The organism is Paenibacillus sp. J23TS9 (assembly GCF_018403225.1).
Taxonomy (GTDB): domain Bacteria; phylum Bacillota; class Bacilli; order Paenibacillales; family Paenibacillaceae; genus Paenibacillus_AQ.
Map to the genome: position 1 here is coordinate 1 of NZ_BOSG01000011.1, position 25,990 is coordinate 25,990.

Genomic DNA, 25,990 nt, shown 5'->3' on the forward strand with positions numbered 1-25,990 from the left:
GCGTTCGTCCTGAGCCAGGATCAAACTCTCCAAGAAAGTTGATAGCTCATTTTGAAACTGACGAGATATAATGAAATTTTGAATTAAGCAATGCTAATCAAAATATTCATTACTGTTAATCTCATTTGTGCTCCACCATCGATTCAGACAGAAGTCTTGAACCCGATGATTTCGCGTTTCGACCTTGCAAGCAAGGTCTGTATCTCACTCGTTGTTCAGTTTTCAAAGATCAAATTCTTTCGTTTTCGAAGCCGCTCAGTTAGCTCAGCAGCAACTCTTATAATATATCATGCTGCCCATCATTTCGTCAAGCACTTTTTTTAAAATCTTTTTTCTTACCTTGTTTATCAGTCCGGTAAGCTTGTACCTTTTTGAAAGGGGCGAGTTATAATGTACCACAGTTTTAAGAGGTCCGTCAACTACCCCATTAAAGAAATTTTCAAACCGTACAAAAGAGCCACTCCCGGAAGGCCTAAAACCATTACCGTCCCTACGGTGGTGGGATTCAAAGGAATATATACCTCCGTCATTAACCCTGAGAAATTCACCAAATAGAGTCCCAATGCAGCAAGTACCAGGTGCGTGCCAAACACCGTCAACCAACCGAAGCCGATCTTCTTCCTTACTACAATAAACAAGATCAGCAATAAAGACACCAGCAATACTCCCATGACCGCCAGCCTCATTCTGTTTTCCTCCTTTTATTAAAAGATCCGCCGCTTTGCTTGCTCACGCCTCTGCCTTGTGGCGGATCGGCAGCTGAGCCCGGTTCAGCCCTATTCGCTTAGCAGCCCTCAAATTCATCTGGTACTTAAGCTCCGCTGCCTCAAGCATATATATCGCATAGTCTATCTGCTCTTCCCCTACCGCTTCTTCAAAGACAATCCTCGCCCGTTCCCAATCGGTTTGCGCCTTTCGTACATCCATATAGACCGCCAGTTCCTCCTCCTGCTTCTCCTTAAGCTGCCACGCAGGTACTTTCGGTTCTCCCCTCCGAAACCATGCCATTGAGCATGCCCCCTCTTCCAAAAAGTGATGCCTGTATTCTTGCGCGCTCTCCATTTTCATTCATACGGTCCAGGGGACAAACTTAGAACCAAAAAAGGGAAGCCCCAAATGAGGCTTCCCTTTTCTGTAGCAATATCATTTCCGTCTAAAAAATCAATCAGTTCAATTGACGCCGGCCTTCAAGCGCCTTGGATAATGTCACTTCATCCGCATATTCCAAATCTCCGCCTACCGGGAGTCCGTGAGCAATTCGGGTAACGATGATTTCAAACGGGCGAACAAGCCGTGAAATATACATCGCCGTTGCCTCGCCTTCGATGTTTGGATTCGTTGCCAGAATAAGCTCTTTAACGCGTTCATCACTGAGACGCGTCAGAAGCTCCTTCAGACGGATGTCATCCGGGCCTATACCCTCCATAGGTGAAATTGCTCCCTGAAGGACATGATAATAGCCGCCAAACTCTTTGGTGCGTTCCATGGCCACAAGATCCTTGGGATCCTGTACCACGCATATAACGGATGGATCGCGCGTTTTATCCTGGCAAATCCGGCAAGGATCGGTGTCGGTGATATTGCAGCACACGGAACAATAGTGAAGATTGCGCTTCACGCTGACGAGTGCCTTCGCAAAATCAATTACATCGTCTTCCTTCATATTCAGCACATGAAAAGCCAGCCGGGCCGCAGTCTTCGGCCCAATGCCTGGCAGTCGTGTAAATGCGTCGATCAGCTTCGCGATCGGTTCGGGATAGTACAAACGCAGGATCTCCTTCTGCCTTAAATTAGAACAAGCCCGGGATTTTCATTCCGCCTGTAAACTTGCTCATGTCTGAATTGGCAATGTCATCAGCTTTAGTCAATGCGTCGTTAACAGCGGTCATAACCAAGTCTTGCAGCATTTCCACATCTTCTGGATCAACGGCTTCCGGCTTGATTGTAATGGACAGCAATTTCTTATGCCCATTCACTTCTACTGTCACCACACCGCCACCGGAGCTACCTTCTACCTTTTTTTCAGCGAGAGCTTCTTGGGCTTTCAGCATTTGCTCCTGCATTTTTTTCACTTGCTTCATCATTTGGTTCATATTATTCATAAGTATCGTCTCCTCTTAGGCTTATTGGGGTGCACTTAACGTGCGGATCAATCCTTTATGATCACGAGATCCTCTCCAAAGATTTGGAGTGCCTCATCAATCCATGGCTTTGCATTCGGGTCTTTACCTTCGTGCTCATTCTCCAGCTTCAATTCCTCTTTCTGCTGGGTACCTGCGCCTTCCAGCGCCGCAGTCCAATCCTTTTGCATCATGGTGACCAAATGGTAAGGCTTGCCGAACTTGTCATTCAGCACGCTCTCAATAACCTGTTTATTCGCAGGCTTCTCCGTAGTTTCCCGGTGGATATTGTTTTTGAAAGCAACCAAAACCGCATCCTCCAGCACCGAAACCGGATCCCCATCCATAAACCAAGCGTGAACAGTGACTTTCTCTTCCTTGACTCCCTGAAGAACCTGTCCCCACTGCCGATGTACTTCCACAAATTCCGGGCTGCTCTTCTGAGCCAGAAACTGCTCCATATTAGATGGAATTTTGGCCGTAGATGATGCTCTTGGTGCGGGAGCACTATGTGAAGATCGGGCGGATGCCCCTGTGGAAGCCCCGGAAGGCACAGTGCCTGTCTGTATGAGCTTCTCCAGTTTCTTCTCCAGCGCGGCAACCTGCCGTTTGAGCTGATTCACTTCATCGGAGTTTACAGGTGCTGCAGCTTGATGCTGCGCCTGGGATTGATCATACTCTACAGCAGCCCCCTGCGGAATACCACAGAGCTTCAAAAGCGCTACTTCAAACAGCGTTTGCGGCTGGGAAGCATATTTCATCTCACTTTGGTAGCGATTCAAGGTGTCGATCATATAGAACAGCTGCTGCCTTGAAAAGGTTGCGGCCATCTCTTTGTATTCCTCCGGATGCAGCACCCGGTCCGTCAGCTTGTCAGCATTCGGAATCATTTGAATCATCAGAAGATCGCGGAAATAATACAGAAGGTTTTCCATGCACTTATCCGCACTTTTACCTTCCTGCATAAAATCCTCCACCATTTGCAGCACAAGACCTGCATCACCCTTGTGAATAGCTCCAGCTAGTCTGCCAAACTGCTCAGAGGCTATCCCCCCTGTCATGCTTAGCACCTGTTCATAGGATACATGACCGCCTGTAAAGGATGCAATCTGATCCAGAATGCTCAAGGCATCCCGCATACCGCCATCCGATAAGCGGGCTATATATTGAAGAGCCTCATTATCAGCTTCCATTCCCTCTTCTTGGACAATTTGACGAAGTCGCTGCGTCTGTTCCTCCAGAGAAACCCTCCGGAAGTCAAAACGCTGACAGCGTGAAATAATGGTGGCCGGCAGCTTATGAGGCTCCGTTGTTGCCAAAATAAACATGACATGCGGAGGCGGTTCCTCCAGTGTCTTTAGCAGCGCGTTAAACGCTTCTGTCGTCAGCATATGCACTTCGTCGATGATGTACACTTTTTGTCTAACTTCTGTCGGCGCATATTTAACTTTCTCACGCAAATCGCGGATTTCTTCCACACCCCGGTTCGATGCGGCATCAATTTCCTGAACGTCCATGACCGCTCCGGTCGTTATTCTCCGGCAGGATTCACATTCATTGCAGGGCTCGGCTGCCGGACCGCGTTCACAGTTGACGGCCTTGGCCAAGACTTTGGCCGCGGTTGTCTTACCGGTTCCACGCGGACCGCTGAACAGGTATGCATGAGAAACCCGCTGTTCGCGAATGGCGTTCTGCAGTGTCTGAATAATATGCTGTTGTCCAACCATGTCCTGAAACGACTGTGGCCGCCAGGCACGGTAGAGCGCTATATGTTTCACTTTGCTATACCCTCTTTCAACTTCCACTTGCGTGCGTGTTCATCGCTTCATCATTATACTATAATCCGGCGCTATACAAAACGTCTACACGCTATGGATGTATTCGCTTTTTTTAGCAATCCACCCAAATAATATGGGCAGCAGGCTTCACTCTCGGTTCAAGAAAATAAAAAGCACCCTTGCCCCTTCGGGCAAAGATGCTGACATTTTATCATAAGTTATACCGTGCACCCGTTATTGATAATTGCGATCCAAGCGGCACCCCTGAGTAACAACTCGGGCTAGGCCACCCTCCGGCACAAAAGCTGGCTTGCTTATGGCTGCTTCCTTCCGGACCTGACCAGATTCACAAGTGCTCATTGCGGAGGACCCAACCGTCAACATTGCACGCAGGGACCAAACCTCACATCGACAAAACCTCTAACAGGAATTCAACCTCGCTACAGCGGATTGCGAGTTACAGGGCACCGCTACCTCCCCGTCTAGCACGGTAAGGATTAGTATAGTTCATTTCGAGATAAAGTGCAACCCACGGCAAATGTTGCCTAAAAAAAATCCCCTGTTCGTGTGGCGAACAAGGGATTTGTTGTATGCGTATTAGATACCGTATTTCTTTTTAAATCTATCAACACGGCCGCCGGCATCCAGGAATTTCTGTTTGCCTGTGAAGAATGGATGGCAGTTGGAGCAAATCTCAACGCGCAGGTCTTCTTTAACGGATCCTGTTTCAAACGTATTGCCGCAAGCACATGTTACGGTCGTTACGTGATATTTTGGTTGAATTTCTTGTTTCATGTCTTTCACCTCTTTTTGCCCTGAGTCTCATGCGTACACAGAGTTATAATGACACAATATATATATTATAACAGGGACAAACATAATAATCAATGAATTGTTGGAAACTGCTAGTCCCGCGCCAACACAGGCTTTTTCGGTCGTCTCAAGGCCTCAGGAGGCACATGGGTATAAGAACCAATGACGACATCCGGCAGCTCTTCCTGGAAGATCTCGATCATTTGCTTCATACCCAGAATTTCACCCTTAGCTGGCGGGATCAGTTCCAGATAGCTTTCCGGATCAATATTCAAATTACGCATCTGAATCAGCTTCAATCCTGTGCGACGGGCAAACTCCACCATTGCCTCAATTTCTTCCTCACGATCGGTTACACCCGGGAAAATGAGATAGTTAATGGATGTATATACTCCTTGGTCGGAGGCATATTTCAATGATTTTTCCACATTGGCGAGCGTATATTTACGCGGCTTGTAATAAGCGTTGTAGTGGTCATCCAGCGCACTGATTGTACTCACCCGCATCAAATCAAGGCCAGCATCAACGATACCACGGATAAAATCCGTTAAACCGGCGTTGGTATTGATATTAATGTACCCCATATCGGTAATGGAGCGGACTTCACGCATCGCTTCAATAATGATCTTGGCCTGCGTGGACGGTTCACCTTCACAGCCTTGTCCAAAACTGATAATGGATTCCGGCGTCTTCAGATGCTCCAGCATGATCTGAACCAGCTCTTCCACCTTTGGTTTAAAGTTCATGCGCGTCTGCGGAGCCACAAAGCCACTGTCATCCGGCTGCTCCGAAATACAGCCAAAACAGCCAGCATTACAGGAATAGGATACCGGTACAGCTCCTTCCCAGCGATTCAAGAAGGTGTTGGAGGCTGTAAGGCATTCATAGCCAAGAGCACAGTTGGACATATGTTCATACAAACGGTTATCGGGATATTTCTCAGTCAGACGCTTTACCCCAAGCTTAAGATCCTTTACATCGCAATTGAGCGGATTCCACTTTTCGGGATCATCTGAAAGACGTGCTGTTGTATAAAAACGGCCGTCCTTCCATACCACTGCGGAATATCCGAACAGTGGCAGCTTGTATTCCTTATCTGTCTTCACATATCCAGGCAGACACAGCCGGGTAAATCCTTGAGGAAGCAGAGCCCCAACGGCCTGAGCATCACCAGGTAGTGGCTTCATCTCCCCGGTTTCAGGGTCCATGCCAATAGCCCGGGTATTCGGAAGCCCCACCAGCGTGGCTCCATCCGGTAGCGGAATCAGTTCATCCTCCAAGATTTCCACGATCATATCACCACTGCGGGCTAGCCCGTAGAGTGAGGGATGATCGAATACATTGCCTTTCTCATCTGCATATACCAGGTACATGATGTTCTCCTCTTTGTTCGAAAAGTTTAGGTCGATGGCACGGATGCTGCAGCAGGTCTTGATGTCCGGCGGTTCCCGTTGCTGCTGTGGCTGCTGGACCCCTTGCTGTTCACACTGCTGACATCAAAGGATGCCAAAAATTCCGCATTGGTTTTGCAATCACGCAGCTTCTTTAAGAAGCCTTCGACAAAATCAGCTGATTCATTCATATTTTTACGGATCGCCCAAATGGTATCCAGTTCTTCTTTCGTTAACAGCACTTCTTCGCGGCGTGTTCCTGAGCGGCGAATATCGATGGCAGGGAAAATACGGCGTTCTGCCAGCTTACGGTCCAGATGCAATTCCATGTTGCCCGTTCCCTTAAATTCCTCGTAAATGATGTCATCCATCCGCGATCCTGTATCAATCAGTGCCGTCGCTAAAATGGTCAGGCTGCCGCCTTCCTCCACATTTCGGGCAGAACCAAAAAAGCGTTTCGGACGGTGAAAAGCAGCCGGGTCGATACCACCGCTTAGTGTACGTCCGGACGGAGGAATCACCAAGTTGTAAGCACGGGCCAGGCGGGTAATACTATCCATCAGAATGACAACATCTTTTTTATGCTCTACCAGACGAAGTGCACGCTCCAAGACAAGCTCTGCCACTTTGATATGGTTCTCCGGCAGTTCATCGAACGTCGAAGCAATCACTTCACCTTTAACGGAACGCTGCATGTCCGTCACTTCTTCAGGACGTTCATCAATAAGCAGTACAAAAAGTTCAATTTCGGGATTGTTGGTAGAGATGCTGTTGGCAATTTCTTTTAAGAGGAGCGTTTTACCTGCTTTTGGAGGTGCAACGATCAAACCGCGCTGTCCCAAACCGACGGGCGCAAGCAAATCCATAATCCGGGTAGACAAATGGTTAGGGGATGTTTCAAGCACGAGCTTCTTTTGCGGAAAGAGAGGTGTAAGTGCTGGGAAGTGAAGACGTTCCGCGGCTGTTTCCGGGCTTTCTCCGTTGACCGCATTAACCTGAAGCAAACCGAAGTATCGTTCATTCTCTTTCGGCGCCCGGCATTTCCCCGAGACTACATCTCCTGTTCTAAGATCAAACTTGCGGATCTGTGAGGCAGAGATGTAAATATCCTCCGTGCTCGGCAGGTAGTTGATCGGTCGAAGGAAGCCATAACCTTCAGGAAGGATCTCCAGAACACCTTCCATGAACATGAGTCCGCTATGCTCTGCCTGTGCTCTCAAGATAGCAAAAATCAGCTCTTTCTTCTTCAGCTGGCCGTAATACGGGATCTGATACTTCTTCGCAAGCTTGTACAGCTCGGTCAGCTTCAATTCTTCCAAATCGGCAATTTGCAAATCCATGTAATAACCACCTATTCAATTTTATAAGTCCAGTCAAACTATACGTGATGCAGCTTTCTATCAGTCTATGAAAATCCTCATTAGGATAGCATTACCCAAATTAGAAGGAGATATGCAATTCCACTATAAAATAGTTACTCCGGCGTATGCCGCAACCTGCAAAATCCCCTTCAGATATATGATTTATTCTGTTTCACGCCATACGTCTGCACCCAGCAGGCGCAAATTGGTTACCAGATGGTCATAACCCCGATCGATATACTCAACTCCGGTGACTTCTGTGACACCATCGGCAACGGTAAGTCCCGCAATAACCAGCGCAGCTCCGGCCCGAAGATCCGTCGCCTTCACTTTGGCAGCATTTAACCGGCTGCGTTCAATGATGGCTGAACGTCCTTCCACCCGGATTTTTGCGCCCATGCGAACAAGCTCAGGTACATGCTTAAACCGGTTGCTGTATACAAAATCGCTCAGCACGCTTACGCCTTCCGCCTGCGTCAGCAAACTGGTCATCGGCGACTGTAAATCCGTAGCAAATCCTGGATAAATCAGTGCTTTCACGTCAACATGCTCATAGTTCGGTTGACCGAGAACACGAATGCTTTCATCCAGCTCCTCGATACGAACTCCCATTTCAATCAGCTTTGCCGTGACCGCCTCAAGGTGTTTGGGAATGATGTTGTCGATCAAAACATCTCCGCGGGTTGCGGCAGCGGCAATCATATAGGTGCCCGCCTGGATCCGGTCCGGGATAATGGAGTGACGGCAGCCGTGAAGTTCAGAAACACCCTCAATGCGGATGGTTTCCGTGCCTGCACCTTTAATCACTGCCCCCATGGAATTGAGAAGAGTTGCTACATCTATAATCTCAGGCTCTTTAGCCGCGTTTTCAATAATTGTAGAGCCTTTGGCTTTGGAAGCCGCCAGCATAATGTTAATCGTCGCACCCACACTGGATACGTCTAAATAAATTTTGGCGCCCTTCAGCTCTTTTGCGTGAAGGTGAATCGCTCCATGTTCATTTGTTACAGTAGCTCCTAGTGCTTCAAAACCTTTAATGTGCTGGTCAATCGGACGGGGTTCAAAGTTGCATCCCCCAGGAAGACCGATAACAGCTTCCTTGAAACGACCGAGCATGGCTCCCATCATATAATAAGAGGCTCTCAACTTCTTAACAGGGCCGTTAGGCATCGGTATAGACTTAATATCGGAAGGGTCGATTTTCATCTGACTATCCTTCCAGCTGACTATCGCACCCAGCTCCTCTAAAATCTCGGCATAGACCGCTACATCACTCAGAAGCGGCAGGTTGTCGAGCACGACTTCGGACTCGGCCAAAATCGCAGCAGGTATCAGGGCAATGGCGCTGTTCTTGGCTCCGCTGATTGTTACGGTGCCATGCAGTGGGCGTCCGCCACTTATCATCAATTTTTCCATACGTTTCAGGTTCCCTCCACATACTTCGCTGCAGCAATGGTGTTAATTTTAGTGTATGAAATGGAAAAACACCGGCTAAGCGGTGTGCTTTCCATTCCAACCTATTCGATTGGACAACCCGGCAGGGGCTGTCCGCTTTCTTATCAAACCACACTTAAGCTCTCTTGTGCGGCAAAGCACAGAAACAATGAAAAGCGTTTTACGCTTTGTTGTTGGAGCCAAATTCGCGGATTTTTCCAACGACAGTTGCTTTAATAGCGTCGCGTCCTGGCACGATGTATTTACGCGGATCATAAGCATCCGGTTTCGCAGCGAGCACTTCACGAACAGCTTTTGAAAATTCGATTTGGTTCTCCGTGTTTACGTTGATCTTGGATGTTCCCAAAGAAATGGCTTTTTGAATATCATGAGTAGGAATGCCTGTACCACCATGAAGAACGAGTGGAAGGTGGATTTCATTCTTGATTTCTTCCATTTCTTTAAAGCCGAGGTTTGGTTCGCCTTTGTAAGGACCGTGTACAGAACCAAGCGCAGGAGCCAGGGTATCGATACCGGTTTCTTTCACGATACGAACGCAATCTTCAAGCTTCGCGTACATTACGCCGCCGATCACATCATCTTCCTGTCCACCGACAGTACCAACTTCAGCTTCAACGGAAACACCTTTGGAGTGAGCATATTCAACCACTTTTTTAGTAGTTTCAATGTTTTTCTCGATCGGGCTATGGGAATCGTCGATCATAACGGAAGTAAATCCGGCGTCGATCGCTTCTTTACATTTGTCAAAGCTGGAACCATGGTCCAAATGAATGGCTACAGGAACCGTAATTTTCATATCATGGATAAGGCCTTCAACCATTTTCACTACCGTATAGAAACCGCTCATATGACGGGCAGCACCTTCAGATACGCCGAGAATCACAGGAGATTTTTCTTCTTCCGCTGCACTCAGAATGGCTTGTGTCCACTCAAGGTTGTTGATATTGAATTGACCCACCGCGTATTTTTCTTTCAGTGCTTTGTTTAACATGTCAGTCATAGATACTAATGGCATGGTTTCAATCCTCCTAAAGTATTTGTATTTTTCTATGGTTTTTAGCCGACTTCTCTCATTCGGAATCATTATACCACATCATGTCACAAATACTAAACAAGCATTTGAAATTAGGCTGTGCTGTATGATACATCAGGGCAAAAAAAGAATTCTGCACTAAGCAGAATTCAGGACGGGTTACCCGAATTGCACCGGGTTATGTTTAAGCTGCATGTTTACGGCAACGCGCATTTCATCGATATCAAACGGCTTGGTAAAATGCATTAAGGCGCCGAGATCGGTGGCCTCCTTGATCATGTCCAGCTCACCATAAGCGGTCATCATAATGACTTTAATGGCGGGGTTCATTTCCTTGATGTGCTTCAGAATTTCCAGCCCGTCCATTCCGGGAATCTTCATATCGAGCAGAACCAGATCGGGTGCGTCGTTCTCTACAATTTCTAACGCAATTTTGCCGTTGGCTGCCTGATACGTCGTATAACCCTCGCTGCTGAACACTTCCATTAATAAAATGCGTATTCCGTTTTGGTCGTCGACGATCAAAACTTTTTTCTTATCCACTTAAGCTAACCTCCCAACATCAGCCTGACCCAGCCTATCCATACATCTTCATTTATTGTCAAATCCATTCGTTGCATATCCAATTAATGTTATTCGCTCCCTAGTTACGAATTCCTGCCTCTGCGCAAAAATGAAAATAGGACCTCCGAAGAGGTCCATTAATGAAATTTATATTATAGGGATTTATGTTCAAGCGATGCTTTAACAAACTCGCGGAACAACGGCTGTGGACGGTTCGGACGGGATGTAAACTCAGGATGGAATTGTACAGCGAGGAACCACGGATGACCCGGAAGCTCCACAATTTCAACCAGACGACCATCCGGGGAGGTACCGGAAATACGCAGTCCTGCTTTTTCAATCATCTCGCGGTACTGATTGTTGAATTCATACCGGTGACGGTGTCTTTCGTAAACCAGTTCATCATTGTAGCATTTCATTGCCAGTGAGTCATCTACAAGCTTGCATGGATACAGACCAAGACGCATGGTACCACCGAGATCCTCGATATCCTTCTGCTCAGGCAGCAGATCGATGACCGGATACGGCGTAGCCGGATTGATCTCCGAGCTGTTGGCTCCTTCCATGCCAAGAACGGAACGAGCATACTCGATAACCGAAACCTGCATGCCAAGGCAAATGCCGAAGAATGGGATCTGCTGTTCACGTGCATAACGAATCGCAGAAATCTTGCCTTCGATACCACGGTCGCCGAAGCCGCCCGGAACCAGAATACCACCGATGCCATGAAGGAGGTCTCCCACATTCTCATCAGTAATTTCTTCCGCGTTCACCCAGCGTACCTTAACCTCTGCATTGGAGTCGAATCCGGCATGTGAGAGCGACTCAACCACACTCAAATAAGCATCATGGAGTGCAACATACTTGCCGACAATGGCAATTTCCACGGTTTTTTCGAGCTTGTTAATCCGGTCTACCAGACTCTCCCATTCAGTCATATCCGGTTTTGGTGTCGTCAGCTTCAGGTAATTCACGACGATTTCGTCGAGACCTTCGTCACGCAGGTTCAGCGGAACCTCGTACAAGGTCGACGCATCACGGCACTCCACAACAGCATTTTCATCAATATCGCAGAAAAGAGCAATTTTAGCCTTCATGTCTGCAGACAATTCATGCTCAGTACGGCATACGATTACGTTCGGTTGAATACCGATGCTGCGAAGTTCCTTTACACTGTGCTGAGTCGGTTTTGTTTTCACTTCACCAGCAGCTTTAATGTAAGGAATCAGCGTCACGTGAATGTACATGACATTCTCACGGCCGATCTCGCTCTTAATCTGACGGATCGCTTCGAGGAAAGGCAAGCTCTCGATATCGCCTACTGTACCGCCGATTTCTGTAATAACAACATCCGAACCCGCTTCGCGGCCCGCACGGAATACGCGCTCTTTAATTTCATTGGTAATATGAGGGATGACCTGAACGGTACCACCCAGATATTCGCCGCGGCGTTCTTTGCTGATAACCGACGAATACACTTTACCGGTGGTGACATTGCTGTTCTTGGACAGGTTGATGTCAATAAATCTTTCATAATGTCCCAAATCGAGGTCCGTCTCGGCTCCGTCATCAGTTACGAAGACTTCACCGTGCTGATAAGGACTCATGGTTCCTGGATCCACATTCAAATAGGGATCGAATTTCTGGATCGTAACCTTTAATCCTCTGTTTTTCAGCAGCCTGCCAAGTGAAGCCGCAGTAATCCCTTTACCCAGGGAAGACACAACCCCGCCTGTCACAAAAATATACTTTGTCACTATAAAAACCCTCCTATTAAAGTCCAGTAAATTCAGGCGACATATGATGTTTAGCGTAACCCTTTTTCATGATTTCCACCCGAAAAAGAGGCTGCGCCGGTTTTATTGCTTTTTACCGTCCGCTTGAACAACAATGCGCCATTTGAAATCAAATGGCACAAAGTAGGTTTTACGGCATCTATATAGAGTGAACTTTTAGCAAATCAGTTCAATCTACAGAAGCAAAACACCTGAAAAACAGCTGTTTTTGCCTCAAAAAAACAAAAAAAGTGACACCCGTAGGACGGGGCACTTTTTATTATTTTGCGCATATTTAAATCTTAATCATAAGCCCATGCAATAGTTTACTCTGTGCCTTGTCCCCTGTCAAGAGAGAAAGGCAAACGGATTGATTTTTAGTCTTCCTCTGATTCCTCAGCGGATTCCTCTTCATCTTCATCCAGATCTTCTTCTTCATCCTCGAGCTCTTCATCTTCCAAGATGCTCTCTTCTTCAACCTCTTCCTCGGAATCATCGTCGGAATAGATATCATCATGATCCTCGTCGATGCGGTCGAAATCCTCGTCGCTGTCATCTGCACTGAAGGTATCATCTTCATCGGTGAAGTCGTCATCGTCATCATCGTCTTCATCGTTGATGATACGCGGACGCTTCGCGCTTGCGATCGGATCCTCGGAGCGGTCAACCGGATACCAGCGCTTCAATCCCCAAAGGTTCGTACCGACACAGGCAAAACGACCATCGATATTAATTTCTGTATATAGCTGCGCAACGGTATCTTTCATTTCCTCTTCCGTCAAGCCGCGAAGCTTGGCAACCTCTTTCATCAGGTCAAGATAGTAAAATGGCGTATTCGCTGCCTTCAGTACGGCAAAAGCCAAATCCACCAGAGGCATTTCCCTGATCTTTTCAGGGTCCAGCTTTAATTGGAGTGAGTTACTCACTAACGGACACTTCCTCTCACGCAATGTTCACTTATACGGAAATCTTGAAGTAGTTCAGTCCGTATAACATCCTGCTTTATAACAACATATCCATTATCAAAACTAAGTAAAACCTATTTAGAAATAAATTGCAAGTTTTAATGTTGTGAACATCCTCGCAGTCGCCCAAACGAAAAAGGCAGGGTCGCCCCTGCCCATTGACTGTATCCTTCCCGAGGCAGAGCCTGCCCACCGGGAATATTGAAAGAGCCGCTTGGGACTCTTCCATTTATCTTATGTTTACGGGCTTTATTTGACATTCAGGCAGGGCCTATTTCCGTAAAAAAGGGCAAGTTCCCACTCGAAGCGGCAGTCTCCCACATACAATGCAAAAGCAGGGTTCATTATGAGGGGGACTGCCCAATATGGACTACACCGGATTGATACAGATGCTGCTTGAGAGCATGGAAAGTCCCGCGCCATCCGGAGCCAAACGAATACTCACTTTTGTAAATCCCCAGCATTACGAAGCATTCCAGCAAACATTGCAGGAGCTCAAAGTTCAACATCCTGATTGGCCCGACCTGCCGTCGTCCAATCTGCTTCATTCCGTCATGACGCCCCTGTCCGGCAGTACAAAGCATTTAGATTCTTATAAGAACCAAATTCGGGTCGAGGAAGACAGCCTTATCCAGGTGCATACGCTGGCTAACAAGGTCAATCAAGGCCCAGGCGTTCCCTATGGCGTCAAACAAATTCAAGCACCAAAGGCTTGGTCCACTTCAACCGGATACCGGGTAAAGATTGGCGTCATCGACACTGGTGCTGATTACTACCATCCGGATCTTCGTCAATCCCTGGCAAAGGGAATTAATCTGCTTAACAGGCATATGATGCCGCTCGATGACAATGGGCATGGCACCCATATTGCAGGCACTCTTGCGGCTGCCAACAGCACGGAAGGCATGATCGGCGTCGCGCCGCGGGCCACCATCTATCCGGTCAAGGCCTTCGACCATAACGGCTCGGCTTACGTGTCTGACATTATTCAGGGAATTGACTGGTGTATCCGGAACCACATGCATATCATCAACATGAGCTTCGGGATGAAAACGCGCAGCAAGACCCTGCTGGATATTGTGAATAAAGCCTATCTGTCCGGCATTTCCATCGTTGCCTCCTCCGGCAATGACGGGAAACGGCGCAATATAGACTACCCCGCAAAATATCCCCAGACCATCTCAGTCGGTGCAACAGACCGCCAGCGGCGCATCGCCAGCTTCAGCAACCGCGGTGAGTTTATTGATATTTATGCGCCTGGAGACAAAATTATTTCTTCCTGGACTCATGGCAAATATCATGAAATGAGCGGCACCTCCATGGCGACATCGCATGTGAGCGGCGCTATTGCCCTGCTGCTTGCACAAAATCCAGATCTGCAGCCTGCGGAGATCAAAGCACTGCTGCTGCAAACCGCTACACCGCTGCGCTCCAAAAAGGGGCAGCGGCGGTCCGGAGGGGGCTTGGAGGTCAATGCACTGAGGCTGCTAAAGGAAGGGATGAAGAGGAAACCCTTGAATCCGCAATATTAAAGGCCGTCTCTGCTGATGCTAACAGCAGGACGGCCTTTTCTTTTCGCTATATACACAAGTGAATCCCAGAAATTACATTTGTTCCGGCGCACTCACGCCAACCAGTCTCAATACATTGGCAATGACTGTACGGACGGCTCCCAGCAAGGCAAACCGGGCCTGTGTTTGAGCGGCATCCTCGGAAATCACGCGCTGCGCTCTGTAATAGCTGTGGAACAGAGATGCCAGGTCATAGACATAGCGCACCATCCGGTGAGGCGCGTAGTTGGCTGCCGCCATGGCAATTTCCTCAGGAAGCTCACCGATTTTACGGAGCAAATCGTATTCATGCTCGGTATTCAGCATACTTAGATCTACTTCAGCCAGCGGCAGCAGCGTAACGCCCTGTTCCTCTGCCTGACGATAGATGCTGCAAATACGGGCATGGGCATACTGCACATAGAATACCGGATTTTCATTGGATGTCGAAATGGCCAGATCCATGTCAAAATCCAAATGAGAATCCATACTGCGCATCGTAAAGAAGTAGCGAATGGCGTCGATGCCGACTTCTTCCATCAGATCTTCCATGGTTACGGCTTTACCTGTCCGCTTGGACATCTTCACCTTTTCGCCGTTCTGGAACAGACTTACCATCTGTGCAATGAGTACCGTTAGTCTTGCCGGGTCATAACCAATCGCTTCCATAGCTGCCTTCATCCGTGGAATATATCCGTGGTGGTCGGCACCCCAAATGTTGATCAGCTGGTCATAGCCGCGCTCAAACTTATTGCGATGATACGCGATATCCGGTGTAAGGTACGTATAGGTTCCGTCATTTTTTACGAGTACGCGGTCCTTGTCGTCACCATATTCCGTGGTACGGAGCCAAGTTGCGCCGTCCTGCTCATACACCTGTCCCTTGGACTTGAGCTCGTTCAGGGATTCTTCAACTAATCCATTTTGATACAGCGAGGTTTCGCTGAACCACTCGTCAAAATTCACTCTGAACTTGCCCAAGTCTCGCTTGATCTTGTTCAGTTCCTTTTCGAGTCCGTACTGACGGAAGAAAGCCGTCCGCTCTCCAGGATCCATGGACAACAACGAGTCGCCCTTCTCGGCGGCAAGCTCTTTGGCAAAGCCCTTGATGTCTTCTCCATGATAACCATCCTCAGGCATTTCAGCATTTTGGCCAAGCTCCTGCAGGTAACGGGCTTCAATGGATTTGCACAGGTTCTCGACCTGGTTGCCGGCATCATTGATGTAATACTCACGTGTCACTTTGTATCCGGCAAAATCGAGCACATTACAGAGCGCATCCCCTACAGCTGCGCCGCGCGCATGACCCAGATGCAGGCTGCCAGTCGGATTGGCACTGACAAACTCCACCTGAATTTTTTGGCTTTGACCGAGATTTACGCGTCCATAGTTGTCACCCTGCTCATGAACCTGCTGTACAACGGGGTACAGGTAGCTTTTATTTAAAGTAAAGTTGATAAAGCCAGGTCCGGCAATATCCGCCTTTTCGATAGAAGCCTTTTTCATGTCAAAATGCTCCAAAATCGCCTCGGCAATCTGGCGCGGGTTTTTCTTGGCGATTCGTGTCAGCTGCATGGCTGCATTCGTAGCCAAATCCCCGTGGGACTTGTCCTTCGGCACTTCAAGCGCAAAGACGGGCAGCTCCTCGCGGCTGACGATCCCTGCAGCAACTACTGCGTCGGCAAGAGCCTCGGTCACCAGCTGATTAATATGTTCTAATGGATTGGTTGTCATTGATTTTCCTCCTGTATATGCAAACTGATGTCGAAATTTCCTGTGCATTCCTCATAAACGTACAGATCATATGTCCAGGCAACCGTGCCAGAAAACCCGCCATCAAGGTCAACCTTGAGCGAGCTCGTCTGTGTTGAAAGATTAAATGTAGTATACGGTGAGCGATAAAAGCCGGGCAGCATATGCCCTTCCTGAAACGTTTGTTCCGATTCCACCGCGCCGTGCCGGATCATTTTCAGACTGTCCGGGGTGATCTTAAGCAGAGTCCGGGTCTTTTGTCCCTGCAGATCCACATCCGGTTCCTCGTATTTGAGATAGAGCGCGCCGCCGCGTTCGAACACTTCGGCCTCTGTCTCCTGCTCCACACTCTCACCTTCATGCCGGCTTTGAAGACGAATGCGGGCTTTTCTGGCTTCTTGCATAAGTATTCGGCTCCATTCTGTTCTTTCCTATTGTAATACTATATCCAGTTCAGTGGCTCAATTCAACAAGAAGAAACATATCGAAAATAGTATTCCGGCCCTTTTCCCTTCTGCTATTATACAGGAAAAAACGCCATTCACTACGAATATAGGTATATCGCATGATTCTATAATAACCAGATCATTCTATCTGCAAAAGCTGTCAAAGAAAAATAGGGAGGTTTTCGATTGATATCAAATAAAGACAAAAACCTCATTATCCGGCCAATACTGGAAAAAGATCTACCCACGTTGTGGGAGTTGTCTTTTAAGGAGGAAGCACCCGAGTGGAAGAAGTGGGACGCCCCCTATTACGAGCACAAGGCTATTCCTTTTGATACATATATGGAGAAAAAGAAAAATTGGCTGGCCCAGGACGATTATTGGGCGATTGAAGCGGATGGGGAGCTAATCGGTACCGTCAGCTACTATTGGGAGCATGAGCCTTCCCATTGGCTTGAAATGGGCATTGTCATTTACCACCCTTCCTATTGGAGCGGAGGCTACGGGACCCGGGCGCTCACGCTGTGGATTAACCATCTGTTTGCAACCCTGCCGTTGGTCCGCGTAGGTTATACCACATGGTCGGGCAATCACCGGATGATCCGGGTCGGCGAAAAGCTGGGCTTCACAATGGAAGCCAGGCTCCGAAAATGCCGGCTGTATAACGATGTCTATTATGATTCCATCCGTATGGGCATTCTCCGTGAAGAATGGGATGCACTGCAGGGTCAATAAAGAAAATGCTTTTAAAAAAGGATAGACCTTGTCGGTCTATCCTTTTTCTTGCTTCAATTATGGCTGGAGTGCTTCCTTAAAGGCAAATTTCCGGCTCCAACTAGCACCGCCGTCCAGCGTTTCATAAATGGAGGACTTGGTAGAGCTGGTGACAACCAGCCAGCCCGTTTTGCCATCCACGAAGGAAATGCGTCCGTCATAACCATTAACGGTTGGTTTTACATTCTTCCACGATTTCCCTCCATTATAGGTGACACCGATAGAAACGACGCCACCAGCAGGAGAGCCGCCAGCCAGGAATGCTGTCTCTTTACCAAAGAGCTGCATATTGCCCGGATGTCCACCCGGCTGTGCAGGTCCTTCTTTAACTACCGGTGTCCAGCTGCCGGGAGCGGGGCCTCCTCCTGCTGTATCCTGTGCAATCACCCGTTTCCAGTGTGAGCCTTGATCCGTGCTTCCATACAGGGAGTACGATACTTGAGACATACCGGAATCCCCGTAAAGGACAGCCCACACCTGATTATCTTTGCTGTAAATTTCACCGCCAGCCATCGATGGTGTTTTCACCGTCAGCTTCGTAGTCCAGCTGTGCCCACCGTTGCGTGTTTGCAGAACTTTATAGCCTCCGCCTGGCACAACCGTCAGCACATATCCGGTTTTCGTATCATTAAAGCTAGTGTAGCGGGTATTGGCAGGGGTAGGAACCTTCACCCAGCTGTTGCCGCCATTATCGGTGCGATAAGCGCCGGTACCGGTGTATCCGTAGCCCGTATTCTTGTCGATCACTTGCATTCGGTCGAAATGAATTTGTCCGGTGTAAACACCTTTCCAATGTGAGCCACCATCTGTTGTCTTGATCAAATAAGAGGTCTGCTGCGATGGCATCGTGGCCAGCGCCCAGCCGTTGACATTATCAACAAAATCCATTTGCTTAAACTGCCATTGCCCTTTATAAATTTCCTGCCAGTGACATCCGGCATCCGAAGTTCCAATCATAAAGCCCGTACCGGCTGCTCTGCCGGTCTTCCCGCTGAGGAACTGAATGTCTGTAAAATGCACCGGATCCTGATCCGGTCCGGAATGCTCCTTCTGAAGGCTTTGCAGCAGACCATGATCGCCACTACCGCAAGGAGCTGGTGTTTGCGCCGCAGCCGATGCCTCCCGCGCCGGAGCAGCCCAGCTCATCGGTACGGCCAGCAGCAGGGCTGCGGCAGCCAGTGAGGAACGCTTCATCCATTTGTGTAATATCATCTCAACACCTCCGTGTACTATGAACTTACCCGATTCAGGAGAGAATCACACGAATATTTCAATATTGTCATATGCCGTTTCAAAAGTGAAAAATACAAATAAAAGCATCTCTACGTTCAACCGGGGGCAGGCTTTCGTCTGTGCTCCCCGGCATCTCGTTAAAGATGCTTCTATAACATTATTTATTTTACAAAACCGAGCAGCATTTCGCGGATCAGCTTGGCTGCCACGATTTGTGTTTGCTGTGTTGGATCATAGATCGGTGCCACTTCCACCAGATCACAACCCACAACATTCACAGCCGAACCGGCAATCAGGTGCACGGCTTCCAGCAGTTCCTTGGAAGTAATGCCTCCAGCTTCGGCTGTACCTGTGCCAGGCGCAGCTGACGGATCAAGCACGTCAATATCAATGGTCACATAGACCGGACGGTTGCCCATCTTTGGTAGTGCTTCCTTAAGCGGGGCAGCTACTTCAAACGGATGGAAGTTAATATTTTCGTGTCCGAATTTAAACTCCTCACGCGAACCCGAACGGATACCGAATTGATAGATGTTTTTTCCACCCATCAATGCAGCCGCTTTACGGACTGGCGTGGAGTGAGACAATGGCTCACCCTCATACTGCTCACGCAGATCGGCGTGTGCATCGATGTGGATCAGAATGAGGTCAGGGTACTTCGCGTACACCTGCTCGATGATCGGCCAAGTCACCAAATGCTCGCCGCCAAGACCAATCGGGAATTTGCCGTCTTCAAGCAGTTTGCCGACATACTCTCGGATAACATCCAGGCTGCGCGCTGCGTTGCCGAAAGGCAGCAGCAGATCGCCGGCATCGAAATACGTCATGTCGTCGATGCTTTTGTCCAGATAAGGACTGTACTCTTCCAGACCTACGGAAGCCTGACGGATATGGGAAGGGCCAAAACGCGAACCTGGACGGAAGCTGACGGTATAATCCATCGGCATACCATAGATGACGGCTTTGGAGCCTGCATAATCCTCGGAGCTGCAAATAAATACGTTTCCTGAGTAAGCTTGATCAAGTTTCATCGTATTAGCGCCCCCTATTTTATCAAATCTTCCACAAATTTAGGCAGGACGAACGCTGCTTTATGAAGACGAGACGTGTAATACTTGGTATCCATTTCTGGAATGTCCGCTTCGTTTACTTCAAGCGGATCATATTTTTTGCTGCCCATTGTAAACGTCCACAGACCACTTGGGTATGTAGGAATGTTAGCACCATACACACGTACAATCGGGAAAATTTCCTTCACGTCGCGGTTGACCTGTTGAATCAGATCGGCCTTAAACCAAGGATTATCCGTTTGTGCCACGAAAATACCGTCATCTTTCAGCGCTTCATAGATGCCTTGGTAGAAGCCGCGTTCAAACAAAGGCGCTGCCGGACCTACAGGCTCGGTAGAGTCAACCATGATAACGTCATACTCGTTTTTGTGCTGATGAATATGCATAAAACCATCATTCACATGCACTTCGACACGTGGATCCTCAAGCTTGCCAGCAATCGAAGGAAGATATTTTTTCGAATATTCAATGACTTTACCGTCGATGTCGACCAGTACTGCCTTTTCCACTTCCGGATGCTTGATGATTTCGCGGATTACACCGCCGTCACCGCCGCCGACCACAAGCACATGCTTCGGATTCGGATGCGTGTTCAGTACAGGATGCGCTACCATTTCATGATAAACGAATTCATCCTTCTCCGTTGTCATCACCATGCCGTCCAGCAAAAGCATATTTCCAAATTCTTCAGTCTCCACCATAGCCAGATCCTGAAAATCGGTTTTCTCACTTACATATGTTTGTTTGATTTTAGCCGTAATCCCGAAAGCGGGGGTCTGCTTCTCCGTGAACCACAATTCCATCGCTATTACCTTCTTTCCGCTAGAATAGAGGGGATTTCGTTCAGTTCTTTCGTACTCCCGGATGATTCCGGTCAGGCTGAATCCCCGCCTTGTCCATAGACGTTAGTCCATGCCTTGTTATTGTACCAAACTATGGATGTATAAACACATCCTTTGAATTATACGCGATGTGAGAAATAACTGTAAAGATACAGTTCATCTCTCTTTTTATAACAAAATAATAATGGTTCCGCCCCCGAAAAATGCCGATTCTCCGGTTATTCTGTACCTGATCCCTGCGTGTTTATCATTTTGAAGTGAATATCCTGTCGCCTCCTTTCCCATAATGGTTGTATAAAATGGAAGGGGAGAAACGCCATGCCGCAGCCACGTCACTCTAAGCCCAAACATAAAAGCCGGTTTGCTGCATTCATCAAGCTGATCCTGGCCATGACCGTCGCCATAATCATAGCTGGAGGTGTTTTGCTTGGATACCTGTATCAGAAAAGCCTCCCCGTCGCCGACACGGACCGCAATTCCCGCCTTCTGGACAGTCAGGGCAGCATTATCGCCACCTTCTCAGCCAGCGGCCGCAACTATGAACCCGTCGAACTTAAACAGATATCTCCTATGCTTATTCAGGCGACACTCGCTGTCGAGGATCGGAAGTTTTATGATCATATCGGGTTTGACCTGAAAGGTATGGGCCGGGCCATTCTCGTCAATCTGAAGGAAATGGAGCGGGCGCAGGGAGCCAGTACATTAACCCAGCAGCTGGCCCGTAATCTGTATTTGTCTCATGCAAAGACCTGGACCCGTAAGATAAAAGAGGCTATGTATACCGCGCAGCTGGAGATGAAATACAGCAAAAATGAAATTTTGCAGATGTACCTCAATGAAATCTATTATGGCCACGGAGCCAATGGGATAGAAGCCGCCTCGCAAATGTATTTTGGAAAGCCGGCAGCTGATCTTGATCTAGCGGAAAGCGCCATGTTAGCAGGAATTCCCAAAGGACCAACCTACTATTCCCCATATAATCATATGGATAGTGCCAAGAAGCGTCAGAAAATCGTGCTCGGTACTATGGTGGACACCGGTGATATTACGCAGCAGGAAGCAGACGAGGCCGCAGCTGAGGTACTCCACTTCAAACCGCAGGGGCAGCAGCAGGCCCGTGTTACCGCGCCCTTTTTCCGCGACTATGTTAAAAATCTTGTCACTACCCAACTCGGCATCAGCGAAGAGCAGCTGGATCATGGCGGTCTGAATATCTATACGACGCTGGATCCCCATGCGCAGATCGCAGCGGAAGAGGCCGTCGCACAGGGAATGGACCCGCAAAGCGAGCTGGAAACGGCACTTGTATCCATTGATCCCCGCACGGGCTATGTCAAAGCCATGGTTGGCGGCAAGAATTATAAAACAAGCCAGTTTAATCATGCGCTCGCCAAAACACGCCAGCCGGGCTCCTCCTTCAAACCAATCATGTATTTGGCAGCCTTGTCTTCGAAAACAATGACCGGATTGAGTACGTTCAATAGTGAGCCGACTTTATTCCACTATGACAACAACCGGAAGACATACCAACCCAGCAATTTCGGAGAAAAATATTTGGGCGAGATCAATATGCAGGAGGCTATCGCTGCATCAGACAACATATATGCGGTCAACACGCTCCTTAAGGTAGGTGCTGACAACGTCATTACTATGGCCCAAAAGCTTGGGATTATCAGCCCGCTTCAATCCGTTCCATCCCTGGCGCTTGGCACTTCGCCGATCAGTCCATTTGAAATGGCCTCCTCCTTCGCCGTGATGAGTAATGCCGGTAAGCGCATGCCTCCTGTCGCCGTGCTTAAAATCACCGATGCCGCAGGCGAAGTACTGTACCAGGCCCCGGAAACAGCCGGTGAACAAGTTGTTGATCCTGCGGCAGCCTACGTGCTTACACATCTCATGGAAAGCGTATTTGAGTCTGGCGGGACCGGCAGCCGTGTCTCCTCCCTTATCAAAAGACCTGTTGCCGGTAAAACCGGCACAACGGATACCGATGCCTGGATGGTCGGCTATACGCCGGAACTGGCGACCGCCGTCTGGGTCGGCTATGACAAAGGCCGTGATATTTCTACTATGGATGGTCACCGGGCAGCCCCAATCTTCGCACAGTTTACCGAAAAGGCACTGGAGAATGTACCCCCGAAAATTTTTGCCATACCAAGCGGAGTAGTCACCGTGTATGTGGATGAAGCGTCAGGCAAGCTGGCCTCCGCCGATTGCCCGGCCAAGAAGCTTGAGGTGTTCATTGCCGGCACAGAACCGACCGAATACTGCTCGCTTCACGGCGGAGAGAAACAGCAGCCGACTACAAAAAGCGGCAGCCCTGAAGAGCGCTCCTGGTGGAGCGACTTCAAACGTTGGCTGACAGAATAATAGAAGCGAATAAGGCCTCCTCGCGGTCATTCACATGATCACGGGGTTGGCTTTTTTTAATCGAAGCTCACGCTAGACCTCCTTCATCCCGCGTGATACATTAGGATTGCATCCAGGATATGGGTGATTGCATCCAGGATATGGGTGATATTCGCTATGATATTTTGTAGATAAGGGAGACTCCGAATGGCCAAAAAAATCATGTGGATCCTCGGTAGTATCGTGCTTGCCGCCGTTTTGTTCGTAGGTGGGTTTTTACTGTATGTGACATTGACAGATTATAAGCCGGAGGCAACGGAGCCCGTTGCAATCACGGATAACCAGGAGAACATGCTGCAAAAGGAGACCGCGTTCACCGTCACGACGTTTAATATCGGTTATGCCGGGCTGGATAAGGATGAAGACTTCTTTATGGACGGCGGAACTCAGTCACGCTCACGCAGCAAGATACAAACGGTTCTAAATCTGAACGGCATTGGAACCTTTTTAAAGAGCAATCATTCCCATATGATCTTTCTTCAAGAAGTTGATATCAAGTCATCGCGCAGCTATAACATTGATGAGGTTGGTGCTTTGCAGAATTTCCTTAAGGGCTATAGCTACTCCTATGCGGATAATTACAAAGTGCCTTGGGTTCCCGTGCCGGTGATGCAACCTATGGGCTCTGCTCATAGCGGGATGCTGACACTCTCTTCCTATAAAAGCACCAGCGCGACCCGTTATGCTCTTCCCGGTAAAGAAGCATGGCCGCAGCAGTTGTTCGACCTGGACCGGGCCTTTATCGAAAACCGTATTCCCGTGGAGAATGGAAAAGAGCTTGTCCTTGTCAATCTTCACCTGTCTGCGTTCGATAAAGGGGGAAGCATCCGCAAGCAGCAGCTGCAATTTTTGGGTGAATATATAAAGAAAGAAGCCAAGAAGGGTAATTATCTGATTGTGGGAGGCGACTGGAATCACTCGCTGCCCGGAACCGATCCTAAAGCGTTTAAAGCTACCCAGGACTGGCCGGAGTGGCTGCAGCCGTTTCCTGAAAGCTTCAAGCCGGAAGGCTTCCAGTGGGCGGTGGACAAAAACACACCCTCTGTACGGACGGTGGATGTCGCTTATCAGGAGGGCGTGAATTTCCGGGCTGTCATTGACGGCTTTCTCGTCTCTCCAAATGTGGAGATTGTTAAAGTCGAGGGCCACGACTTGAAACATGAGCACAGTGATCACAATCCGGTTACGGCTCAATTTAAATTGAAGTAAAGCCAGGAGGCGCTGTGACATGCACAAAACGAATCTGATCAGCCCTTCTCTGCTGTCGCGGACAGCACTGGAGGCAGCCCCGCTTCTGCTTGGACAAACGCTGGTCCGCGTGACCGAGGACGGCGAAATCCGCTGCCGCATTATAGAGACCGAGAGCTACGGAGGCGCAGAGGATCAGGGAAGCCATGCCTTTGGCAATCGGCGTACTGCGCGGACGGAGGTCATGTTTGCCGCAGGTGGTATCGCCTATGTGTACCTGATCTATGGTATGTACTCCTGTCTGAATGTGGTTGTGGGGGATAAGGATGATCCACAGGCAGTTCTTATCCGTGCCGTAGAGCCTTTAAGTGGTATGGATGAAGAGCTTATGTGGAGATACCGGGGGCCAGTTTCAGGAAAGACAGTCGGTCTAAGCAATGGACCCGGCAAGCTGTGCCGCGCACTGCGCATTGACAGAAGCCTGAATGGATGTTCGTTGAACCAAATGAATAAACCTCTTCGTATTGAGAGCGGAGATCCCGTGCGGTATCTTCCTATTGTGGCGTCTCCGCGGGTCAACATCGATTATGCCGGTGACTATGTATCGAAGCCATGGCGCTTCTATATAGAAGGAAATCCGTATGTATCCGTCAAAGATAAACATCCGATTCCGTTTAGACAAGCATAAATCTTCATTTATAAAAAAGGGTCTGACCTACTCTTGTTGATTACAACAAGCAGTCGGCAGACCCTTTTGATATTTTCGATGCCTCTTCGAAGATTAAGCCTCCAGCGCTTGCTTCAGCTCTTCAGGAGACTTCTCCCACCATTCCTCGTTATGGGAAACCAGCAGGTCCTTAAGCAGCTTCTTCTCCTCGGCACCTAACTCATCCAGCATAAATTTGCGTTTGAGGGCAGAATCCATCCGGTTGACATGCTCCGCGAGAATTTTCCAGCCCCGGCGCTCTTCCTCATCAACCCACATCTCACTGGCTGTGGCTCCGCCGTAGAACTGACCGTCCTCATTACGATCAACCGCTACCCAAATGATCCACACCTGGCGTCCGTTTGGTACATCTTCACGGTTTGCGGAAAAACGGATCCGGCGTTCCGGCTTACTTTTGGCATGCATGGCACCGATGTCAATCGTCGCCACGCCGCGGTCAATAATGACCGGCGAAATATTATTCAGATCAATCGAACCTGCACCAAATCCCATTTTATGCTTGCTCTTGCCACTGACAATATTCAGTGCGATTTGTTTTTTGCCTATCTGCTCCTTATTATCCATACCCTCGTGTTCCTCCTATTAGAAAAACGTCTACTCGGGCTTGCCTCTCGCTGAAGCGGGAGCCGCGTTTTTGCGGAACTGACCGAATAGGCATCCTGCTTTGATATTTTGATATCCATGAACTTAATTTTATTTTAACTAATAATCGCTGGAATGCCAACATATACATGCTTTAGATGC

The 25,990-nt window shown here is 48.6% G+C and carries 24 protein-coding genes and 1 other RNA gene; 5 read left to right on the plus strand and 20 right to left on the minus strand.

Annotation, left to right across the window (positions count from 1 at the left end; genetic code table 11):
* Nucleotides 1–419: 419 nt before the first annotated feature.
* The 14 genes from KJS65_RS29105 to rpoE form a co-directional block, all read right to left on the minus strand.
* Nucleotides 420–686 carry a pro-sigmaK processing inhibitor BofA family protein gene (locus KJS65_RS29105; protein WP_213653248.1) on the minus strand — a complete coding sequence of 89 codons (267 nt, stop codon included), beginning with the start codon at nt 684–686 and terminating at the stop codon, nt 420–422.
* A 43-nt stretch (nt 687–729) separates the two neighbouring features.
* On the minus strand, nt 730–1,008 hold the full coding sequence (locus KJS65_RS29110; protein ID WP_213653249.1) for a DUF2508 family protein: 279 nt from the start codon (nt 1,006–1,008) through the stop codon (nt 730–732).
* A 157-nt stretch (nt 1,009–1,165) separates the two neighbouring features.
* A complete protein-coding gene (gene recR / locus KJS65_RS29115) occupies nt 1,166–1,765 on the minus strand; it encodes a recombination mediator RecR (protein ID WP_213653250.1) in 600 nt (199 codons plus the stop codon).
* 25 nt (nt 1,766–1,790) lie between these two features.
* Entirely contained in the window at nt 1,791–2,102 is a 312-nt protein-coding gene (locus KJS65_RS29120; RefSeq protein ID WP_213653251.1) for a YbaB/EbfC family nucleoid-associated protein, read from the minus strand.
* Nucleotides 2,103–2,149: 47 nt separating this feature from the next.
* Nucleotides 2,150–3,898: a DNA polymerase III subunit gamma/tau gene (dnaX, locus tag KJS65_RS29125; RefSeq protein WP_213653252.1), complete on the minus strand. Its 1,749-nt coding sequence runs from the start codon at nt 3,896–3,898 to the stop codon at nt 2,150–2,152.
* Between the two features lie 223 nt (nt 3,899–4,121).
* Nucleotides 4,122–4,389, minus strand: an RNA gene (ffs, locus tag KJS65_RS29130) — signal recognition particle sRNA large type.
* A 106-nt stretch (nt 4,390–4,495) separates the two neighbouring features.
* Nucleotides 4,496–4,693 carry a 50S ribosomal protein L31 gene (gene rpmE / locus KJS65_RS29135; RefSeq protein ID WP_127607030.1) on the minus strand — a complete coding sequence of 66 codons (198 nt, stop codon included), beginning with the start codon at nt 4,691–4,693 and terminating at the stop codon, nt 4,496–4,498.
* Nucleotides 4,694–4,803: 110 nt separating this feature from the next.
* On the minus strand, nt 4,804–6,084 hold the full coding sequence (locus tag KJS65_RS29140; RefSeq protein WP_213653253.1) for a radical SAM family protein: 1,281 nt from the start codon (nt 6,082–6,084) through the stop codon (nt 4,804–4,806).
* A gap of 26 nt (nt 6,085–6,110) precedes the next feature.
* A complete protein-coding gene (gene rho, locus KJS65_RS29145; protein ID WP_213653254.1) occupies nt 6,111–7,442 on the minus strand; it encodes a transcription termination factor Rho in 1,332 nt (443 codons plus the stop codon).
* Nucleotides 7,443–7,625: 183 nt separating this feature from the next.
* On the minus strand, nt 7,626–8,879 hold the full coding sequence (locus KJS65_RS29150; RefSeq protein ID WP_213653255.1) for a UDP-N-acetylglucosamine 1-carboxyvinyltransferase: 1,254 nt from the start codon (nt 8,877–8,879) through the stop codon (nt 7,626–7,628).
* Between the two features lie 199 nt (nt 8,880–9,078).
* A complete protein-coding gene (fba, locus tag KJS65_RS29155; protein WP_213653256.1) occupies nt 9,079–9,933 on the minus strand; it encodes a class II fructose-1,6-bisphosphate aldolase in 855 nt (284 codons plus the stop codon).
* Nucleotides 9,934–10,110: 177 nt separating this feature from the next.
* Entirely contained in the window at nt 10,111–10,494 is a 384-nt protein-coding gene (locus KJS65_RS29160) for a response regulator (protein ID WP_136607626.1), read from the minus strand.
* A gap of 173 nt (nt 10,495–10,667) precedes the next feature.
* On the minus strand, nt 10,668–12,272 hold the full coding sequence (locus KJS65_RS29165; protein WP_213653257.1) for a CTP synthase: 1,605 nt from the start codon (nt 12,270–12,272) through the stop codon (nt 10,668–10,670).
* Nucleotides 12,273–12,667: 395 nt separating this feature from the next.
* The gene (gene rpoE, locus KJS65_RS29170) at nt 12,668–13,216 is read right to left on the minus strand and encodes a DNA-directed RNA polymerase subunit delta (RefSeq protein WP_213653258.1); all 549 of its coding nucleotides are present in this window, start codon (nt 13,214–13,216) and stop codon (nt 12,668–12,670) included.
* A 404-nt stretch (nt 13,217–13,620) separates the two neighbouring features.
* Here rpoE and KJS65_RS29175 point away from each other — a divergent pair, with 404 nt between their 5' ends.
* Complete coding sequence (locus KJS65_RS29175; protein ID WP_213653259.1) at nt 13,621–14,787, plus strand: S8 family peptidase; 1,167 nt, start codon at nt 13,621–13,623, stop codon at nt 14,785–14,787.
* Nucleotides 14,788–14,859: 72 nt separating this feature from the next.
* On the opposite strand, the gene argS is transcribed toward KJS65_RS29175, so the two are convergent.
* Both argS and KJS65_RS29185 read right to left on the minus strand, forming a co-directional pair.
* The gene (gene argS / locus KJS65_RS29180; RefSeq protein ID WP_213653260.1) at nt 14,860–16,539 is read right to left on the minus strand and encodes an arginine--tRNA ligase; all 1,680 of its coding nucleotides are present in this window, start codon (nt 16,537–16,539) and stop codon (nt 14,860–14,862) included.
* Nucleotides 16,536–16,961 (minus strand): YwiB family protein, encoded by a 426-nt coding sequence (locus tag KJS65_RS29185; RefSeq protein ID WP_213653261.1) that lies wholly within the window; start codon nt 16,959–16,961, stop codon nt 16,536–16,538. Before KJS65_RS29185 ends, argS begins: the two co-directional genes overlap by 4 nt.
* A 231-nt stretch (nt 16,962–17,192) precedes the next feature.
* On the opposite strand from KJS65_RS29185, the gene KJS65_RS29190 reads away from it, so the two are divergent.
* Nucleotides 17,193–17,738: a GNAT family N-acetyltransferase gene (locus tag KJS65_RS29190; protein ID WP_213653284.1), complete on the plus strand. Its 546-nt coding sequence runs from the start codon at nt 17,193–17,195 to the stop codon at nt 17,736–17,738.
* 57 nt (nt 17,739–17,795) lie between these two features.
* Here KJS65_RS29190 and KJS65_RS29195 read toward each other — a convergent pair whose 3' ends face one another.
* From KJS65_RS29195 to speE, 3 genes are all read right to left on the minus strand, one after another.
* Nucleotides 17,796–18,989 carry a WD40/YVTN/BNR-like repeat-containing protein gene (locus KJS65_RS29195; RefSeq protein WP_213653262.1) on the minus strand — a complete coding sequence of 398 codons (1,194 nt, stop codon included), beginning with the start codon at nt 18,987–18,989 and terminating at the stop codon, nt 17,796–17,798.
* A gap of 182 nt (nt 18,990–19,171) precedes the next feature.
* Nucleotides 19,172–20,041, minus strand: coding sequence for an agmatinase (speB, locus tag KJS65_RS29200; RefSeq protein ID WP_213653263.1), 870 nt, complete (start codon nt 20,039–20,041; stop codon nt 19,172–19,174).
* A gap of 14 nt (nt 20,042–20,055) precedes the next feature.
* Nucleotides 20,056–20,883, minus strand: coding sequence for a polyamine aminopropyltransferase (gene speE / locus KJS65_RS29205; RefSeq protein ID WP_136607617.1), 828 nt, complete (start codon nt 20,881–20,883; stop codon nt 20,056–20,058).
* 357 nt (nt 20,884–21,240) lie between these two features.
* Between speE and KJS65_RS29210 the strand changes: the two genes are divergently transcribed.
* The 3 genes from KJS65_RS29210 (at nt 21,241) to KJS65_RS29220 (ending at nt 25,207) form a co-directional block, all read left to right on the plus strand.
* On the plus strand, nt 21,241–23,292 hold the full coding sequence (locus tag KJS65_RS29210; RefSeq protein WP_213653264.1) for a transglycosylase domain-containing protein: 2,052 nt from the start codon (nt 21,241–21,243) through the stop codon (nt 23,290–23,292).
* Between the two features lie 186 nt (nt 23,293–23,478).
* Nucleotides 23,479–24,540: an endonuclease/exonuclease/phosphatase family protein gene (locus tag KJS65_RS29215; protein ID WP_213653265.1), complete on the plus strand. Its 1,062-nt coding sequence runs from the start codon at nt 23,479–23,481 to the stop codon at nt 24,538–24,540.
* A 19-nt stretch (nt 24,541–24,559) separates the two neighbouring features.
* Nucleotides 24,560–25,207, plus strand: coding sequence for a DNA-3-methyladenine glycosylase (locus tag KJS65_RS29220; protein WP_213653266.1), 648 nt, complete (start codon nt 24,560–24,562; stop codon nt 25,205–25,207).
* Nucleotides 25,208–25,300: 93 nt separating this feature from the next.
* Here the strand turns inward: KJS65_RS29220 and KJS65_RS29225 are convergent, their stop codons facing one another.
* Nucleotides 25,301–25,810 (minus strand): YwhD family protein, encoded by a 510-nt coding sequence (locus KJS65_RS29225; protein WP_136607613.1) that lies wholly within the window; start codon nt 25,808–25,810, stop codon nt 25,301–25,303.
* Nucleotides 25,811–25,990: the final 180 nt, after the last annotated feature.